The organism is Komagataeibacter swingsii, from assembly GCF_003207895.1.
GTDB classification, from domain to species: domain Bacteria; phylum Pseudomonadota; class Alphaproteobacteria; order Acetobacterales; family Acetobacteraceae; genus Komagataeibacter; species Komagataeibacter swingsii.
Genome location: NZ_NKUB01000040.1, coordinates 1 through 15,923, shown reverse-complemented (window position 1 = coordinate 15,923; position 15,923 = coordinate 1). Strand labels below are relative to the sequence as shown.

Sequence of the window (15,923 nt, the reverse complement as noted above, 5' to 3'; positions counted from 1 at the left end):
GATGTCGCGATATGTCGCCCGCTCGATCCGGCGTGAGGAAAACAACCCGTTCGCATAGCTGAAGATCAGAAGGGCCAGCATCAGGCGCGGATGATACTGCGCCTTGCCTCCCGTGCACACTGGCACGCAGAACGCACTCATCGGAACCCGCTCAACGGCGGCTACAATGAAATGCGCCATATCATCAGCCGGAAGCCACGACTTCAGATCAGGCGGCAGAAGATACGGCTGAGACCGGTCAAACGGGATGAAGCTGCTCATCACACCACCTTACAACTTCACCTCTTCACAAGGTAACCCAACCCGACAGGCTGCTAGACGCGCGCCAGCAGCAGCATGGCCCCGAATCCGATGAACACGAGTCCGCTCACAAAACAGAAAACCCGATGCACCCTTGGCGTACGCAGCCATACGGACAGGACACGCCCACCACCAGCGTAGGCCAGGTAGCATGCGACCTCCACCATCGCGAATGTCGCCACCAGCGTGACATATTGCGGCATGCGTGCCGCTGCCGGATTGACAAACTGCGGCAGGAAGGCTGCGGCGAACAGCAGCAGCTTGGGGTTGCTGATCCCGGTCAGGAACCCATCACGGAACAGATCCCGCATGGCCACGGTCGGCATGGAAGACGGATCCGCCCTGCTATCGCCCGCCGTATCGCGCGCGCGCCATGCCTGGATACCCAGAAACACCATATACGCCGCTCCGATCATCCGCAGCACCGCAAACAGGCGGGGTGATGCCGCCAGCACCCCCGCCATGCCCGCAAGCGATGCAATGACCACCAGCACAATGGCCAGCACGCACCCCGCCATGACGCTCACGCTGCGCAGGAATCCATACCGGGTGCTGGTTGACATGACGTGCATCATGTTTGGCCCCGGCATGGCGGATAATACGAAAGCAGTGGCGGCAAACAGCAGCCATGTATGAAACGTCACCTGTCCCGGCCCACCTGTCCATGATGTGGAGTGGCATCATGCCGCCTTCCCTTGACGGTGGGCAAGTCGATGATATAAGAATATGTTATATTATAACACTTTGGGTTCCCATGCCGCTTTCCTCTCCTGTCTCCCCCCCGTCCACGGACCAAGACAAACGGACAGTCATGGAGTACCCTGCCCCCCTGCCCATGACATGGATGGCGCGCGCATGGTGGCAGCGGCTGGCCTGCATGACCGTGCCATGCGCCGTATTATGGGGGCTGATCGCATGGGCCACCTCCATCCCATGACCCCTTGCACGGCTGCCGGCACGATCCGGCTGGAAGATGCGGGGGCGACAATGGGTGGACAGGTGGTATGGCGACATGTGACCGGCAGTTTCCGCCCCGGCAGCATGACCGCCATCGCAGGCGCCAATGGCACCGGCAAGTCCACCCTGCTGCGCGCCATACTGGGCGAGGTGCCGCTGGCGCATGGCACGGTCACGCGCGGTGGCCTTGGTCCACGTGATTTCGGCTACCTGCCGCAGGCACGCATCATCGACCGGGGTTTTCCCATAAGTGTCACCGACATGGTGCTGGGTGGCGCATGGCAGCAGACGGGTCTGTTTGGCCGGGCGGACCGGACAGTGCGCCTGCGCGCCGCCAGTGCATTGCACCGCGTCAACCTGGGCGGGCAGGCGCAGCGCATGATCGCGGCCCTTTCGGCCGGGCAGTTCCAGCGCCTGCTGTTCGCCCGGCTGCTGATGACCGATGCACGGGTCATCGTGCTGGACGAACCCTTTACCGCGCTGGATGCGCCCACGACCCAGGACCTGCTGGAACTGGTATGTGAATGGCACGCGCAGGGGCGCACCATCATTGCCGTGCTGCATGACATCCACCAGATCCGCACCTGTTTCCCCGATGTCGTGCTGCTGCATGGCGGGCAGGCCACATGGGGTCGGACCCCCGACATCCTGACACCTGTGACCCTGCAGCGCGCCTATGGCGGGACACGGGACCGGTGGGCGGACATGCCGTCATGAGCATCCTGTCCGCATTATGGGACCCGTTTGCGTCCTTCGGTTTCATGCGCCGTGCGCTGGTGGCGTCCATGACGCTGGGCATGGGGGCGGGGCCGGTCGGGGTGATGCTGCAACTGCGCCGTATGAGCCTGATTGGCGATGCGATGAGCCATGCCATCCTGCCGGGCGCCGCCATCGGGTTCCTGCTGGCGGGTGGCCTGTCGCTGACGGCCATGGGCATCGGCGGGATCGTGGCGGGGCTGGGTGTTGCCCTGCTGGCCGGTCTGGTCAGCAGGCGGACCCAGCTTGCCGAGGATGCCAGCTTCGCCAGTTTCTACCTGACTTCGCTGGCGCTGGGCGTGCTGATCGTTTCCGCGCGCGGGTCGAACATCGACCTGCTGCATGTGCTGTTCGGCACCATCCTGGGCATTGACGCATCGGCGCTGTGCCTGATGGGGGGCATCACGACACTCAGCATCGCCCTGCTGTCCATCATCTGGCGGCCACTGGTCATGGAATGCGTTGATCCCGGTTTCATGCGCATGACCGGCGGGCGCGGCGGCATCTATCACATGGGCTTCCTGTTCCTTGTGGTCATCAACCTTGTGGCGGGGTTCGAGGCCCTTGGCACCCTCATGTCGGTGGGCATGATGATGGTGCCCGCCGCGACCGCGCGGTTATGGACGCGCCGCCTGCTGCCCATGATGGTGCTGTCCGCCGCAACGGGCATGGCGGCGGGGCTGATCGGGCTGCTGGTATCCTATCACTACCGGCTGGCGGCGGGACCATCGATCATCCTGACATGCAGCGTGCTTTATATCCTGTCCCTTGCCGTGTCGCCTGCGGGACTGCGCGCGGGGCGCCATGTTCATGAAACATCCTGAAAATTAAGCGTTTTTGGTGAAGCTTTTTCAAAAAGCTTCGAAAAACGCTGCCTTTTTGAAAAAAGGCGGCATCCGGAACGTCTGTTTTTCATCAGCAGTCCTTTTTAATGGAGTTCGCGCCGATGCGCCGCCTGTCCTGCCTGCTGGGCCTTTGCGGGGTCCTGTCCATCATGCCTGCCACTGCCGCGCCCGTGCCCCATACAGTCCAGGCCGTGGCCAGTTTTACCGTACTGGCCGATGTGGTGGCGCATGTGGGGGGTACGCATGTGCATGTCACGTCACTGGTGCCGCCCGATGGCGACCCGCATGAATTCGAACCCGCCCCCGATGACGCCCGCCAGCTACGCCAGGCCGATATCGTGTTCATGAGTGGCGAGGGACTGGAAAGCTGGTTCAGCCGCCTGGCCCATGCGGCGGGTTACCATGGCACGCCCGTCATCGTGTCCAACGGGATCAGCATCTACACCCCGCCGGGCCTGCGGCAGGCGGAAACGGACCCGCATGTCTGGAACAGCGTGCCCAATGTCATCATCTGGACCAACAACATCCGGGACGCCCTGATCGCCATCGACCCGGCGGATGCCGACAGTTTCCGCGCCTCGGCCGCAGCTTACGTCACGCAGCTTCGCGCGCTTGACCGCGATATCCGCGACCGCATCGCCACCATACCGGCCGCACGCCGGCGCATCCTGACCAGCCATGACGCCTTTGGCTATTTCGGCCGGACCTATGGCCTGACCTTCATGGCGCCACAGGGCCTCTCGACCGAGACGGAAGCCTCGGCCGGGGATATCGCCGCCCTGATCCGGCAGATCCGCCAGACAGGCGTCACCACCTACTTCATGGAAAACGCAGCCGACCCGCGCATGGTCCAGCAGGTGGCGCGGGCGACCGGCACCCGGCCCGGCGGGGAACTGTATGCCGAAGCCCTGTCCCCGCCCGGCGGCCCCGCGCCGGACTACATCACCATGATGCGCCACAATACCGACCTTATGGTCGCGGCGATGCAGGGGACGCGCTGACGCTCCCCCCGCTCCCCTCAGGCGCGGCTACGGCAAAGGGGGACAGGTCCACGCGGTTGACATGCATCGCCACCACCGATTCCCGGTGCGTGATGGAGACAACCGTCATGCCCGGGCATGCCTGGCGCAGCAGCGCGTACAGCGCCGCCTCCGATGTCGCGTCAAGATTGGATGTTGATTCGTCCAGGAACACCCAGCCCGGTCGCGCCAGCAGGATCCGCGCGAAGGCCAGACGCTGGAGTTCACCCGGCGAAAGGATTTGCCCCCACGCTTCCTCGCTTTCGATACGCGGCGCAAGCTGGCCCAGCCCGACCTGCTGCAGGGCCGCGATCACGTCCGCCTCCGCATAGGCTTCCACACCGGCGGGATAGGTGATGGCCCGGTGCAGCGTGCCGGTGGGCACATAGGGCCGCTGCGGGACGAACATCATCGCCACGTCGGGTTGCGTGATGGTGCCGGTAGCAAACGGCCAGATCCCCGCCAGCACGCGGAACAGCGTGGACTTGCCGGTGCCCGAGGGGCCGGTCACCACCGTCATCTGCCCATGTTCCAGCGTGAAACCGACATTGCGCAGCAGGGCCGCGCCATCGGGGCGGAACACGTCCATCCCGCTGACCCGCAGGTTCGCATCCGCAGGGGCGGGCACGACCGTCACCGCGCCACGCATGGCCTGCGCACGGTCCATGACCCGCTGGAAGGTGGCCAGACGCGCGACCTCCGCATGCCATGTCGTCAGTGCCGCATAGGACGTGGACAGCCACCCCAGCGCGCCCTGCACGCGCGAAAACGCCATGACCAATTGCATGAGCGTGCCGAACGTCATCTTGCCCGCGAAATACCGGATCGAGCCGATCAACATCGCGAAGTTGCCCGATACGACCTCCAGCCCCGTCGTCAGCAGGCCCAGCCACTTGGTCCGGCGCATTATGACAAGGAAATTGCTATATACCCGCGAAAAGGAGCGGTTAAGCCCGGCCTGTTCCTCCGCCTCGCCCCGGTACAGGGCGATCCCTTCGGCATTGTTGCGGACATGGACAAGGCTGTAGCGGAAATCGGCTTCGGCGCGCTGCTGGAAAAACTGCAGCCCCGCCAGCTTGTGCCCCGCAAGGTGCGTAAGCCACGTCGCCAGCACGGAATAGATCAGCGCGGCCCAGAAGAAATAGCCGGGTATGGAAATGCCCAGCACCTCCAGCGGGCCGGACAGCACCCACAGCAGGCCGACATAACTGAACAGGGTCACGATATTGGATAGCAGGTTGATGACCTGCGTCAGCGTGTCGGTCACAAAGCTGTTCAGGTCTTCCTGTATGCGCTGGTCGGGGTTGTCGGCGCCGGCTTCCAGCCCGGACGTGGTGACGGCAATGCGGAAATAGGTCTGGTTTTCCATCCACTGCCGCGTCATGCGCTGGGTCAGCCACCGCCGCCAGCGTAGGCCCAGCATCTGCTGCAGGTACGTAGCATAGATACTGCACAGCACCATGGGAATGGTGACGATGAAGAACCCCGGCACGAAGCCCTGGTCATTATGCACGTACCAGAACAGGCCGCGCAGGAAGGTCTTTGCATCACGCTGCTGCAGGGCCGTGTAATAGGCATTGCGCGAGAAGGATTGCAGCAGGTCCAGCCCCACTATGGAAAAGGTCAGGACCAGTACCGCCGCCAGCAGGCCCCATGCCCATTTCCTGTCCTCGGACGTGAAATAGGGACGGGTGAGATACCAGACATCTTTCAGAAGAAGGCGCAAATGCTGCATGTTGATCCCGTGCACTGGGTTAGGGCCAAGTATGGCCAAGCATTCCCACGAAGTCCGGGCGGACTCAATGTCCATTGCGCCCGTATGCCGGTTTCCGTGCCGCCAAAGCGCGGCATTCCGCTTCCTCACGACTTATTGACGAATGGCGGTGTTCGCGCCCGCATCGCGCCCCTGCCGCGCAGCAGGGGGAATTCCCCTCGGACAACAGGGGTTTATGGGGCGCGGGGCTGAAGGGACAAGGGTACCATATATCGAAAAGCCGAATGCCAGACATATCAGCCGCACGGGTACCAGCCTGCCACATCGTGTTATGTCTGACACACAGATTTACAAATGGCGCCGGGTTTTTTGCCCCGCCTGATAAACAGTGTAAGGAAAATCAATATGGTGTCGTTCAGTCGCGTCCTGTCTGCCGGTGCATTCGCCACAATCATGGCAGTCGCGCCACTTGCGGCCCATGCCGCTGAAACCTCTCCCCCGACCGGCGCGGGCGTCGCCAACCAGGTCGAGGCGATCAAGCCCGGTTCCCTGTCCGCCGAGACGGTGTACTCGGCCGTGGCCACGGCAAAGCCCGCCGACCTGGGCGGTATCATGAACTACTGCATCCAGTCCAATTACCTGACCGCGTCCGAGGCGTGGCCCGTACTGGCCGCGTTCAACAAGAAGACCAACGACGTGCCGTCCAACCAGAAGGGCAACATGTCCTATGCCGATGGGTCCACCGGCCTGCTGAAGGTGGGTGGCAAGGCGCCGATCTCGCTGGAAGACGCATCGACCGACATTCGCAAGCAGGCCTGCGCGAAAGTCGAGGCCCGCGCGAAGTCCATGCTCTGATCCGGGGTACGTCCCGTATCCGCCCCGCCGGGTTTCCCGGCGGGGTTTTTTAATGCCTGTTTGCGTTCCTCGGGCTGCCTGAACAGTCAGCTTGAAATCAAAAAAGAAGTTTTTGGTGAAGCTTTTTTTAAAAAGCTTCAAGAAACATCGCCTTCTTGAAAAAAAAGGCGATGCCCAAAAACTTTTATTTTTATCAATGCGTTGTTTTTACGCCTTCTTACTTTACCCACACACGTGAAAACGTCATGTGATACAGCCGCGTGGAAAAATAGTGCCCCAAGCGGGGCGAGACCAGATCCACATAGCTTATGCTGATCATGGGGGCGGCGGGGGCCAGCCGGGTGATGCGGTCATCCACCTGCCGCCACAGGTCCTGCATCACCTGCGGGTCGTGTTCGTGCCGGATACGCGCCACCAGCGTCTGGACCACGGAATCACACAGCCCCGACATGTTGATCGAACTGTCGGAACCGGGGTGGAAATTGTCGCAGTCAAACAGCGTATCCACGAAATTGGATGGGGACACGTAATCCGCATACCATCCCATCAGGCTGATCTGGACGTGGTTGGCGCTGTTCTGGGCATAGGCCAGTTCCATGGCCGCCGAAAGCGGATGCAGGCGCGCGTGATAGCCGATGTCCTGCAGCATGTCGCGCAGGTAGGTGCCCATGCTGGTATCCGTGGCGGTGGCCGGGACGATCAGGGTCACATCCTGCCCCGCAGTCCCGCTTTCGCGCACGAGCTGGCGGGCGCGCGCCATGTCGGGGCGCACCCAGCGCGGGGCAGAGTGGTCGGGGTCCGCCCCCATGGTCCAGGCGCACTGGCCATCACCGGGCAGAAGGCCGGGCGGCACCATGCGGCATAGCGGGGCGGCAATGCCCGACCCGCCATACAGGATGGTCATTGCGCGACGGTCCAGCGCATAATTGACCGCCTGCCGTGCGCGTATATCGTTAAAGGGCGGGATATTGACGTTCATGGGCATGTACATGAGGCCGTACAGCGGATAGACATGGACCTGCGCCGTATAACGTGCGCCGATTTCCCCCAGCCGGTCCAGCGGCTTCAGCCCCGCCATCCAGTCATACTGCCCCCGTTCAACCGCGGTGACGGCATCTTCTTCCGACAGGCCGTAGTCGTACTGTATGGCGTCGACATAGCCGTCGGGCTGTGCGGCCTCGCTCCATTCATGAAAATAGGGATTGCGTTCCAGCCGCATGCCCCGGTCGGGGACGGAAGACACGATGTGATATGGTCCCGTCGCCGGTGCCGCGACCTCGCCCAGATCATGGGCGGGCATGCTGGCGGGCAGGATCACCGCATGCCCGAAGGCGATCTTCTGCGGAAATTCGGAATCCGGTGCGGTCAGGTGAATGGTGACGCGCCGGGTTGCCCCATCCGTTTCCACCCCCCCGGCCAGCGTGCAGCGGGCGGAATCGCGCAGGCATTCATCCGCCCCCACGATCCCGCCATAAAACGACCCCGCCGTAGGGGAGCCGACACGGAACAGCCGCCGCAACGACGCCGCCACGTCCTCCACGGTCAGGGGCGATCCATCAGAAAACCGGATGCCGTCGCGCAGGGTGAACACCCATGTGCGCCCGTCATCCAGCCGTTCGGGCATGGCCTGCGCCAGGTCGGGCACCACCTGTGCGCCGGCCGGGCCTTCCAGCTTGGGATAGGTCAGCAGGCCATCGTACATGACCCCCATAAGCTGCATGTACTGACTGCTGTAATTGATCTGCGGGTCCAGTGTCCCGGCGGCACTGACCGATGTCAGCCGCAACGTGCCCCCCCGGTGGGGACTGCCCTGCGTGCCATCAGCGCCACGGGCTGGTAGGCCGTGCAATGCCCCCCCCAGCACGAGGAGAAGTGCCGCGCCGGATGCCAGCCATGGTGCCTTCATGCGCGGTCCTGTTTTTTTCAGAGACTGTTTGAAAAGTCTGCCCGGGAACATCTTGCAATCATAGGGAAGTTTTTGGTGAAGCTTTTTTCAAAAAGCTTCAGGGAACGCCGCCTTTCTGGAAAAAGGCGGCATCCAAAAACCTTTATTGTCTTTTATCAACAAGTTGTTTTCAAATAGTCTTTCAGTGCTTGCCCGGCGCGTTCATGAGTTCCGTCATGCGCGTGGTGACATCCGCCGCCGTGGCGGTGGACGGCAGGCTGCCCGCATACCGCCCGGTGGGCGACATGATCACGATCTGGGTGGCGGGTTCCATGCTGTATTCGCCATTTTCCCCGTCATGGCGGACATAGGGGGCGTGGTATTCCTTCGCCACCGCCTGCAGCATCTTGGGCGATCCCGTCATGACCGTGACATGCGTGCCGAAACGCAGGGCATATTTACGCAGTTCCTCCGTCGTATCGCGCATGGGATCAAGGGAAATGAAAATGGGCACCACCAGATGCGCGCGGTCACGGCCCAGCGCCTCCACCCCGTCGGCCATCGCCTTCATGGTCGCGCCACAGACCGTATCGGGGCAATGGGTGTCGCCAAAATAGATCATCATCCACCGCCCGCGGAAATCGGTATCCATCACCGACCCGTCCGCCCCGTTGATCAGGCGGAAAGAACCGCCAACGGGATTGCCGTAAGTGGTCAGCGGCACGGGGGCGTTGCTGGAATAACGGTAGCCGAAATATCCGGCGATCGAGGAAACCGTCAGTATGACCAGCCCTACAATAACAAAGAACCTGTCCCGTTCATTTCGCATCATCAGTGTGCATCCGCCCAATTCGTTCCGGTCCCGGTTTCCACGACCAGCGGCACCGAAAGGGTGGCCGCGGATTCCATGACCTGCCTGACGAGGGCTGCCAGACGATCGGCATCATCCTTGCGCACCTCGAACACAAGTTCGTCATGGACCTGAAGGAGCATGCGTCCGTCAAGCCCCGCATTCGAAAGGGCGGCGGGAATTCGCACCATGGCGCGCTTGATGATGTCGGCGGCCCCCCCCTGCAACGGGGCGTTGATGGCCTGGCGTTCGGCATAGTTGCGGCGCACGGCGCTCTTGTCGCCAATGCCCGGCACCCAGCAGCGACGGCCGAAGGGGGTGGTGACGTATCCCTTCGCCCGTGCTTCGGCCTTCACCCGTTCCATGTAATCGCGGATGCCGGGATAACGGGCGAAATAGGCGTCGATATAGCCCCGCGCCTCCCCCGGTGGAATGCCAAGCTGGCGACCCAGCCCGAAGGCGCTGATGCCGTAGATGATGCCGAAGTTGATCGCCTTGGCCCGCCTGCGCGTCAGCGGGTCCATGCCTTCGATCGGGATGCCGAACACTTCGGACGCCGTGCGGGCATGGATGTCCTGCCCCAGCGCGAACGCCTCGCGCAATGCGGGAATATCCGCTACATCCGCCAGCAGCCGCAGCTCGATCTGGGAATAGTCGGCCGAGACCAGGACATGCCCGGGGGCCGCGACAAAGGCCCGGCGGATACGCCCGCCTTCCTCCGTGCGGATGGGGATGTTCTGCAGGTTGGGATCGTTCGATGACAGGCGGCCCGTTGTCGTCACCGCCATCTGGAACGATGTATGCACCCGCCCCGTTGCGGGATTGATCTGGTTGAGCAGCGCATCGGCATAGGTGCTTTTCAGCTTGGCCAGTTGCCGCCAGGCCAGAATCCGCGCGGGCAGGTCATGTCCCTGGTCCGCCAGGTCCTGCAGCACCGATGAATCCGTGCCCCACGCGCCCGCCTTGGTGCGCTTGCCGCCGGGCAGGCCCATTTCATCGAACAGGATCTCGCCCAGCTGCTTGGGGGAGCCGACATTGAAGTCGCGCCCGGCCAGCGTGTGGATCTCGGCCTCGATCACGCCCATGCGCTGCGCGAATTCGGTGGACATGGCGCGCAGGTCATCGGCATCGACCGCAATGCCTGCGCGTTCCATATCCGCCAGGATCGGCACCAGCGGGCGTTCCATTTCCTCATACAGCGCCAGCGCGTGGCTGGTGCGAAGCTGGGGTTTCAGCACCTGCCACAGCCGCAGGGTCACATCCGCGTCCTCCGCCGCATAGGGCGTGGCGCGCGCGATATCGACCTTGGAGAACACGACCCGGTTGCGACCCGTGCCCGTGACCTCGTCATAGGGGATGGGCGTGTGGTCAAGGGTCAGGCGGGAGAGTTCATCCATCCCCTGCCCATGCTTGCCCGCCGACTGGGCATAGGAAATCAGCATGGTGTCATCAATCGGCGCGGGCTGGACGCTGCCTGCCTGTGTCAGCACCAGCAGGTCGAATTTGGCGTTCTGGAACACTTTCAGCACCGACGGGTCGGCAAACAGCGGTTCAAGGATATCCAGCGCGGTTTTCACCGGCATCTGCGGGGTGCCAAGGCTGTCCATCAGGTCCACCTGATGGCTGAGCGGGATGTAGCATGCGCGGCCACATTGCGGGGCAAGCGATATGCCGACCAGCGGGGCCGTAAGCGGGTCAAGCCCGTCGGTTTCCGTATCCACCGCGCAGACCCCGCCGGTGCGGGCCTGTTCCACCCATTCCCGCAGCATTTCGGGATCGGTCACCGTCTCATACGGGCCATAGGGTTCGGGTGGGATGGGGGGGCGTTCCGCCGCTGGCTGGCTGAGTCCCGCCGGTGTGACATGCGCGGAGATACGCGGGCGCGGCTTCGCCTTAAGCCCCATGCGCTGCAGCAGCGACGCAAACCCCATGTCCGACAGCCACGCGCCCAGGCGCTCCATGTCCACATCGCAGCACGCAAGGTCGGACAGGGGTTCGGGACAGGGTGCGTCCTCACGCAATGTCACCAGTTGCAGCGACAGGCGCGCCATGTCGGCATGGGCCAGCAGGTTGTCGCGCCGCTTGGATGCCTTCATGTCCCCGGCGCCAGCCAGTATGGCGTCCAGCGAGCCATATTCCGCCATAAGCGTCGCCGCCGTCTTGGGGCCGATGCCCGGCACGCCGGGTACGTTGTCCACCGGGTCGCCGATCAGCGCCTGCACCTGCGCCACCCTATCGGGCGCGACCCCGAATTTGGCCTCGACTTCCTTCACCCCGATCGGGCGGTTCTTGATCGGGTCCATCATCATCACGCCGGGGCGGATGAGCTGCATGAGGTCCTTGTCGGATGAATAGATGGTGCACTGCCCGCCTGCATCGGTCACCTTGCGGGCGTAGGCCGCGATCAGGTCATCGGCTTCCCAGCCCGCTTCCTCCAGCGCCGGCACGCCGAAGGCGGCTGTCGCATCGCGCACAAGGCTGAACTGCGGGCGCAGGTCCTCCGGCGGTTCGGGGCGGTGGGCCTTGTATTCACCATACAGTTCGTTGCGGAAGGTATGGCGTCCCGCATCGAATATGACCGCCAGGTGGGTACCCGCATGTTCGCGCAGCAGGCGCGACAGCATGTTCGAAAAACCATACACCGCATTGACGGGCGTGCCGTCGGGGCTGGTCATGGGGGGCAGTGCGTGGAAGGCGCGGAAAATGAACCCCGAACCATCCACCAGGATCAGATGAACCTGCTTGTCGCTGGACATGTATCAGGATGCGGTCAGTGGCCGGTGCCCACCGGGGCATCGGGGCTGAGCACGAACAGCCGCGAGCAGTACGGGCAGAACGTCTGGTGATGGCCAATGCGCAGGAAAACCCGCGGATGCCCCAGCGCGCCAAGCCCCCCGTCACAGGACAGGGTACGCGAATCGACAACGATGGTTTCAATCGTACCCAGACGGGGGTGCGGGACGGGATCGTGGGACAGGGCTTGCATTTTGACGGGCCTCGGGTTGTTGTCCGGCTTTGGTTTGCATGTCCGCCCGCGGGCGGACCATGCGCTTGTCCATGATGATACGCAGGATTGCCGTGCTTTCAAACATTCGCCTGTCACGCCTGCTTTATCCAGTGCTTTTTGTGATGCTGGCAGCCTGCGCCACGCATGAGGCCCCGCCCCCGGCCGCCCCGGCGCGTCACCCCGGCCTTGCCCGCCTGGTGCCAGCGGACCGGACGGTCACGATTGCGGGGGTGGGGGCGGTGCCGCTGCGGATCTGGCCCGCACGCGGGGCGGAACGGGCCGTCATCCTTGCGCTGCATGGCTTCAATGACAGCCGCGATGCATGGGAACATCCCGCCCCCGCGCTGAATGCGGCGGGCATGACCGTCATTGCCCCCGACCTGCCCGGTTTCGGCCAGACGGCGCAGCGTGGCGGATGGGTCGGAACGGACGCCCTGCTGCATGCCGCGTCTGCCCTTCTGGCCATCATCGGGCGCGAACATCCCGGTATTCCCGTGTATGTCATGGGTGAAAGCATGGGGGGCGCGCTGGCCATCGTGCTGGCGTCGCAGCCCGATACGCCACCAGTGGCGGGTTATATCCTGCTGGCCCCCGCGGTATGGGACCTTGATACCGGCTCGCGCATGACCACGCACCTGATTGCAGCCCTTGCACCCCGGTGGCGGCTGAGCGGGCGTGAACTGCCCGTCCATGTCACGGCGGCCGATGACATGCTGGCCCTGGCCCGCCTGTATTACGATCCGCTGACCCTGCGGGACACCAGCACGCTGGCGCTGTCCGGGCTGACCGACCTCATGCACCGCGCGGCACGGGTGGATGCGCGCATGCACGGGCGCGTGCTGGTGATCTATGGCGGGCATGACCAGATCATTCCCGCCCCGGCCATGGCGCGGGCGTGGCGGCGCATGCCACGGGACACGCGCCATGATTACATTCCTGGCGGTTACCACCTGCTGCTGCGCAGCCGTGACGCCGGCCGGGTCATGGCGGACATGACAAGCTGGATCGTCAGTCCCGACAGCTTCCTGCCATCGGGCGGGGACATGGCGGCGGCGGCATGGATGGCGGACCAGAAAGGACGCGCGGCCCCGCTGCCCATTCTACCAGGGTGGATGGACTGGGCTGCGCCGCAATGATTTTTCCTAATTTCAGGGGTGGCATTCGGCCTGATCCCGATGTATGCAGGCGGGAGTGGACTCGTAGCTCAGCTGGATAGAGCGTCGCCCTCCGAAGGCGAAGGTCGAAGGTTCGAATCCTTTCGAGTCCGCCATTAATTTCCAAAAAATAGCAGAAAATAGCCGTTTTTAGGCTGCTTTCGTTTGGCTTACCCCCCTTAATACCCCTCTTAAAACTGCCGCTTGGATGGCTTTGGCAGGCAGGGTGGGGTGTATGATTATTTTGATATCGTAACGAAAAAGGTTGACCTACAAAGTAAGAAGGTCGGTGTACGGGTGTTACCCACACACATAAAAAAAGGGCCTCCATCTCTGGAAGCCCCTTGTCTGTCCTGATTTCCTTTGTGGGTCGTTCTGTTATCGGCCCGCCTGCCATCACCCCGCCACGACCCTTCCTGTGAGGGCAAACCAGCGGCGCAGGCTGGTATCCATCACTTCATCGGTCATGCGGTTTCGCTCCACTTCCCCGATGCCGCGCTCCGTCCACAAATCGCCCAATGCCTCAAGGGTTGCTGTCAGGGCACGCTGGTAGTCATCGTCTGTCCGGTTCCGGTCATGGCAGTAATCGGCAATCACCACGCCAGCGCCGTGCGTACCCAGTTCAGACAGGCCCGGTTGCGGCTTCTCGCCCCGGTAGAGTTCAGCCATCTTGTCTGTGGCTGCATCCATTGCCGCCTGCCTGTGCTCATCCGTGTCCTGCCCTGGTATGACCATCTGGCGAAACAGCGCCGTAAGCCGTCGCGTTACGGCCTCCATAGCGAATCCGTAGGGCAGTCCGGCATCATGCGCGAACATGGCCGCGATCCTGCCTGTGCCAGGCATGTTTACCATGCCCACGCCATCAACGGTCTTGCGGTCGTTATCATCCAGTGACGCCATGATGCGGGCCTGTGCGACTTCCCGGCTTTCATCCAGTGCGCGGCCATCCTTCACGGGCCAGTCATGGACAGCGGCAATCTTCTGACAGAACTGGCGAGCCGCCAGCCCGTCCATCGCACAGGCAAGCGGGCATTCCGTGCCGTCCACGAACACCACAGATGGCAGATAGGTTGCATCCACCATCCCTGTCCGGACAGGCCGCGTCCACAAACACCGCACGGCCTTCGGGTCGAGTGTTGTGGGATCAGCCATCACGGTCGGCACAGCGCGGGCCGTGGCATATTTGGGATTGATCATGTCAGGCGTCCTCATTGCTGTCAGGGGCATAGGTGATTTGCGGGTAGTCATCAGGCAGGCGCGGGCCGCCTCCGATCATGTGCTCAGGCGTGGCGTCGTCCCGGTCGTGTGGATAGGGAGCCATGAAGCGGTGGCGATTCTGGTCCCATGCCCACCCCTGCTCTTTGAGCCATTGCGGGTCTGGTGAACCGAACAGGTGCAGCTTGCCGGTCTTTGGGTCGAGCCGGATGCCCGAACGATTTTCATGCGCTGGGGATGGTTCTGCTGCTTCCAGCATCTGGATGATGCCGTCCCGGCTGTGCTTCATCATCCTGATAAGGTCCGGGGTGATGGCGGCGGTATTGCCCCTTATGGCCGGTTGCCCATCCACCAGCACGACACGACACCCAAGATCATCCAGTTGCGCCAGCAGGGCGGAGGGGTCCGGGATCGCTGGGGCGCAATCCGACTTTGCCCACTCCATCAGTCCGGCAAGGGCGACACTAACCATGATGCCCACCTCCGCTGTGAATGCGCGTCCTGTTCAGGCCCGTTGTTCTCAGCAGATGCCCCGCGCTGTTAGAGACTGTTTCGTAATAAGTAACTTTCTAAATAAAAACCACGCAATATCAGTATGTTATGGGCATGAAATGCCGGTAAACCAGTAATGAGGGCTTCTAAGTCGGTCGTCGGCTTGAGGAGTGACCCTCGAAACAAAGAAAAGGGAGCCTGTAGGCTCCCAAGGAGAATGGAATGTACGTCAATCTAAGAAAGAAATTCATGACAATTCGTGCGAATATTGTCATGAATTTTGCATATAGGGTAATGAAAGTTCCAGTCGATATACGTCAAGAATATTTTATACAACTTATTAATTTATAAATTGAGTCATTTTCATTGTGACCTATAATGTAAATAGGATGCTCATAGAAAACGCCTAATACTACTATGTCAATTTGTGGATTTATGGCCTTTTTTAGAACCTCTAAACACGTCTCGATACCAAATTTGGAGTTTATTACGTGAAATGAAGAAGGCTCACTCCATGAAAAATCTGGAGACATTACTTTTAGGGCAGCCATCAAATTTTTATACCGATCCGAGTATTTATTTATTGGATCGTCCGCTTTATCTTCACGAAGTTTATAAGAAATCCACATTGGATACATAATGCTATCCTAACAAAATTCACCATAAACTAGGGACCGGGCACAATCGCCTCAACATAAGGCGAATGAATGCTATACGCACAAAGGTTGCGCTGTTTTTCAACAGACGTTCCCTATCCACAGCCAAACGCCAGTAGTCACCTAACCATGCAAAGCCGCGTTCGACCACCCATCTTTTCTCGGCGGGAACAAAACCCTTTGCAGGGCTGGTATGATTCTGCCCTATCTCAATATCA

General features: G+C 61.8%; 16 protein-coding genes and 1 tRNA gene. 7 read left to right on the top strand and 10 right to left on the bottom strand.

The window, feature by feature from the left end; all coding sequences use genetic code 11:
* Window positions 1–261 (bottom strand): transposase (locus CFR76_RS15930; RefSeq protein WP_146222710.1); only part of this gene is annotated, 261 nt, incomplete at its 3' end.
* A 53-nt stretch (window positions 262–314) separates the two neighbouring features.
* The gene (locus CFR76_RS15925) at window positions 315–890 is read right to left on the bottom strand and encodes a LysE family translocator (RefSeq protein ID WP_264986377.1); all 576 of its coding nucleotides are present in this window, start codon (window positions 888–890) and stop codon (window positions 315–317) included.
* Window positions 891–1,111: 221 nt separating this feature from the next.
* Here CFR76_RS15925 and CFR76_RS18750 point away from each other — a divergent pair, with 221 nt between their 5' ends.
* The 4 genes from CFR76_RS18750 to CFR76_RS15910 all read left to right on the top strand — a co-directional run bounded on the left by CFR76_RS18750 (window position 1,112) and on the right by CFR76_RS15910 (window position 3,859).
* Window positions 1,112–1,237, top strand: a complete 126-nt coding sequence (locus CFR76_RS18750) for a hypothetical protein (RefSeq protein WP_264986378.1) — start codon at window positions 1,112–1,114, stop codon at window positions 1,235–1,237.
* Window positions 1,201–1,974: a metal ABC transporter ATP-binding protein gene (locus CFR76_RS15920; RefSeq protein ID WP_244191985.1), complete on the top strand. Its 774-nt coding sequence runs from the start codon at window positions 1,201–1,203 to the stop codon at window positions 1,972–1,974. Before CFR76_RS18750 ends, CFR76_RS15920 begins: the two co-directional genes overlap by 37 nt.
* Window positions 1,971–2,837, top strand: coding sequence for a metal ABC transporter permease (locus CFR76_RS15915; RefSeq protein ID WP_110557822.1), 867 nt, complete (start codon window positions 1,971–1,973; stop codon window positions 2,835–2,837). The genes CFR76_RS15920 and CFR76_RS15915 overlap by 4 nt, the downstream gene beginning before the upstream one ends.
* Before the next feature lie 122 nt (window positions 2,838–2,959).
* Window positions 2,960–3,859, top strand: a complete 900-nt coding sequence (locus CFR76_RS15910) for a metal ABC transporter solute-binding protein, Zn/Mn family (RefSeq protein WP_110557824.1) — start codon at window positions 2,960–2,962, stop codon at window positions 3,857–3,859.
* On the opposite strand, the gene CFR76_RS15905 is transcribed toward CFR76_RS15910, so the two are convergent.
* Window positions 3,828–5,612 (bottom strand): ABC transporter ATP-binding protein/permease, encoded by a 1,785-nt coding sequence (locus CFR76_RS15905; protein WP_208624021.1) that lies wholly within the window; start codon window positions 5,610–5,612, stop codon window positions 3,828–3,830. The two genes, CFR76_RS15910 and CFR76_RS15905, sit on opposite strands and share 32 nt — an antisense overlap.
* Window positions 5,613–5,996: 384 nt before the next feature.
* On the opposite strand from CFR76_RS15905, the gene CFR76_RS15900 reads away from it, so the two are divergent.
* The gene (locus tag CFR76_RS15900) at window positions 5,997–6,446 is read left to right on the top strand and encodes a DUF2501 domain-containing protein (protein WP_025437246.1); all 450 of its coding nucleotides are present in this window, start codon (window positions 5,997–5,999) and stop codon (window positions 6,444–6,446) included.
* Between the two features lie 217 nt (window positions 6,447–6,663).
* Here CFR76_RS15900 and CFR76_RS15895 read toward each other — a convergent pair whose 3' ends face one another.
* From CFR76_RS15895 to CFR76_RS15880, 4 genes are all read right to left on the bottom strand, one after another.
* Window positions 6,664–8,352, bottom strand: coding sequence for an ABC transporter substrate-binding protein (locus CFR76_RS15895; RefSeq protein ID WP_110557820.1), 1,689 nt, complete (start codon window positions 8,350–8,352; stop codon window positions 6,664–6,666).
* Window positions 8,353–8,533: 181 nt separating this feature from the next.
* Window positions 8,534–9,163 (bottom strand): SCO family protein, encoded by a 630-nt coding sequence (locus CFR76_RS15890; protein WP_110557819.1) that lies wholly within the window; start codon window positions 9,161–9,163, stop codon window positions 8,534–8,536.
* The gene (gene polA / locus CFR76_RS15885) at window positions 9,163–11,937 is read right to left on the bottom strand and encodes a DNA polymerase I (RefSeq protein WP_110557818.1); all 2,775 of its coding nucleotides are present in this window, start codon (window positions 11,935–11,937) and stop codon (window positions 9,163–9,165) included. The genes CFR76_RS15890 and polA overlap by 1 nt, the downstream gene beginning before the upstream one ends.
* A 14-nt stretch (window positions 11,938–11,951) precedes the next feature.
* Window positions 11,952–12,167, bottom strand: a complete 216-nt coding sequence (locus CFR76_RS15880; RefSeq protein WP_110557817.1) for a zinc-finger domain-containing protein — start codon at window positions 12,165–12,167, stop codon at window positions 11,952–11,954.
* A 38-nt stretch (window positions 12,168–12,205) separates the two neighbouring features.
* Here CFR76_RS15880 and CFR76_RS15875 point away from each other — a divergent pair, with 38 nt between their 5' ends.
* Complete coding sequence (locus tag CFR76_RS15875) at window positions 12,206–13,324, top strand: alpha/beta fold hydrolase (RefSeq protein ID WP_110557816.1); 1,119 nt, start codon at window positions 12,206–12,208, stop codon at window positions 13,322–13,324.
* A gap of 57 nt (window positions 13,325–13,381) precedes the next feature.
* Window positions 13,382–13,458, top strand: a tRNA-Arg gene (locus tag CFR76_RS15870).
* 280 nt (window positions 13,459–13,738) lie between these two features.
* Here CFR76_RS15870 and CFR76_RS15865 read toward each other — a convergent pair.
* The 3 genes from CFR76_RS15865 to CFR76_RS15855 all read right to left on the bottom strand — a co-directional run.
* On the bottom strand, window positions 13,739–14,539 hold the full coding sequence (locus CFR76_RS15865; RefSeq protein ID WP_244191983.1) for a hypothetical protein: 801 nt from the start codon (window positions 14,537–14,539) through the stop codon (window positions 13,739–13,741).
* Between the two features lies 1 nt (window position 14,540).
* Window positions 14,541–15,029, bottom strand: a complete 489-nt coding sequence (locus CFR76_RS15860; RefSeq protein WP_244191982.1) for a hypothetical protein — start codon at window positions 15,027–15,029, stop codon at window positions 14,541–14,543.
* Between the two features lie 677 nt (window positions 15,030–15,706).
* Window positions 15,707–15,923: transposase (locus CFR76_RS15855; protein WP_146222658.1), on the bottom strand; the 217-nt coding region annotated here is incomplete at its 5' end.

Coding starts and splice junctions, on each gene's coding strand:
- CFR76_RS15925 (WP_264986377.1), bottom strand. CDS start 890: ATGCCGGGGCCAAACATGATGCACGTCATGTCAACCAGCACCCGGTAT.
- CFR76_RS18750 (WP_264986378.1), top strand. CDS start 1,112: ATGGAGTACCCTGCCCCCCTGCCCATGACATGGATGGCGCGCGCATGG.
- CFR76_RS15920 (WP_244191985.1), top strand. CDS start 1,201: ATGGGGGCTGATCGCATGGGCCACCTCCATCCCATGACCCCTTGCACG.
- CFR76_RS15915 (WP_110557822.1), top strand. CDS start 1,971: ATGAGCATCCTGTCCGCATTATGGGACCCGTTTGCGTCCTTCGGTTTC.
- CFR76_RS15910 (WP_110557824.1), top strand. CDS start 2,960: ATGCGCCGCCTGTCCTGCCTGCTGGGCCTTTGCGGGGTCCTGTCCATC.
- CFR76_RS15905 (WP_208624021.1), bottom strand. CDS start 5,612: ATGCAGCATTTGCGCCTTCTTCTGAAAGATGTCTGGTATCTCACCCGT.
- CFR76_RS15900 (WP_025437246.1), top strand. CDS start 5,997: ATGGTGTCGTTCAGTCGCGTCCTGTCTGCCGGTGCATTCGCCACAATC.
- CFR76_RS15895 (WP_110557820.1), bottom strand. CDS start 8,352: ATGAAGGCACCATGGCTGGCATCCGGCGCGGCACTTCTCCTCGTGCTG.
- CFR76_RS15890 (WP_110557819.1), bottom strand. CDS start 9,163: ATGATGCGAAATGAACGGGACAGGTTCTTTGTTATTGTAGGGCTGGTC.
- polA (WP_110557818.1), bottom strand. CDS start 11,937: ATGTCCAGCGACAAGCAGGTTCATCTGATCCTGGTGGATGGTTCGGGG.
- CFR76_RS15880 (WP_110557817.1), bottom strand. CDS start 12,167: ATGCAAGCCCTGTCCCACGATCCCGTCCCGCACCCCCGTCTGGGTACG.
- CFR76_RS15875 (WP_110557816.1), top strand. CDS start 12,206: ATGTCCGCCCGCGGGCGGACCATGCGCTTGTCCATGATGATACGCAGG.
- CFR76_RS15865 (WP_244191983.1), bottom strand. CDS start 14,539: ATGATCAATCCCAAATATGCCACGGCCCGCGCTGTGCCGACCGTGATG.
- CFR76_RS15860 (WP_244191982.1), bottom strand. CDS start 15,029: ATGGTTAGTGTCGCCCTTGCCGGACTGATGGAGTGGGCAAAGTCGGAT.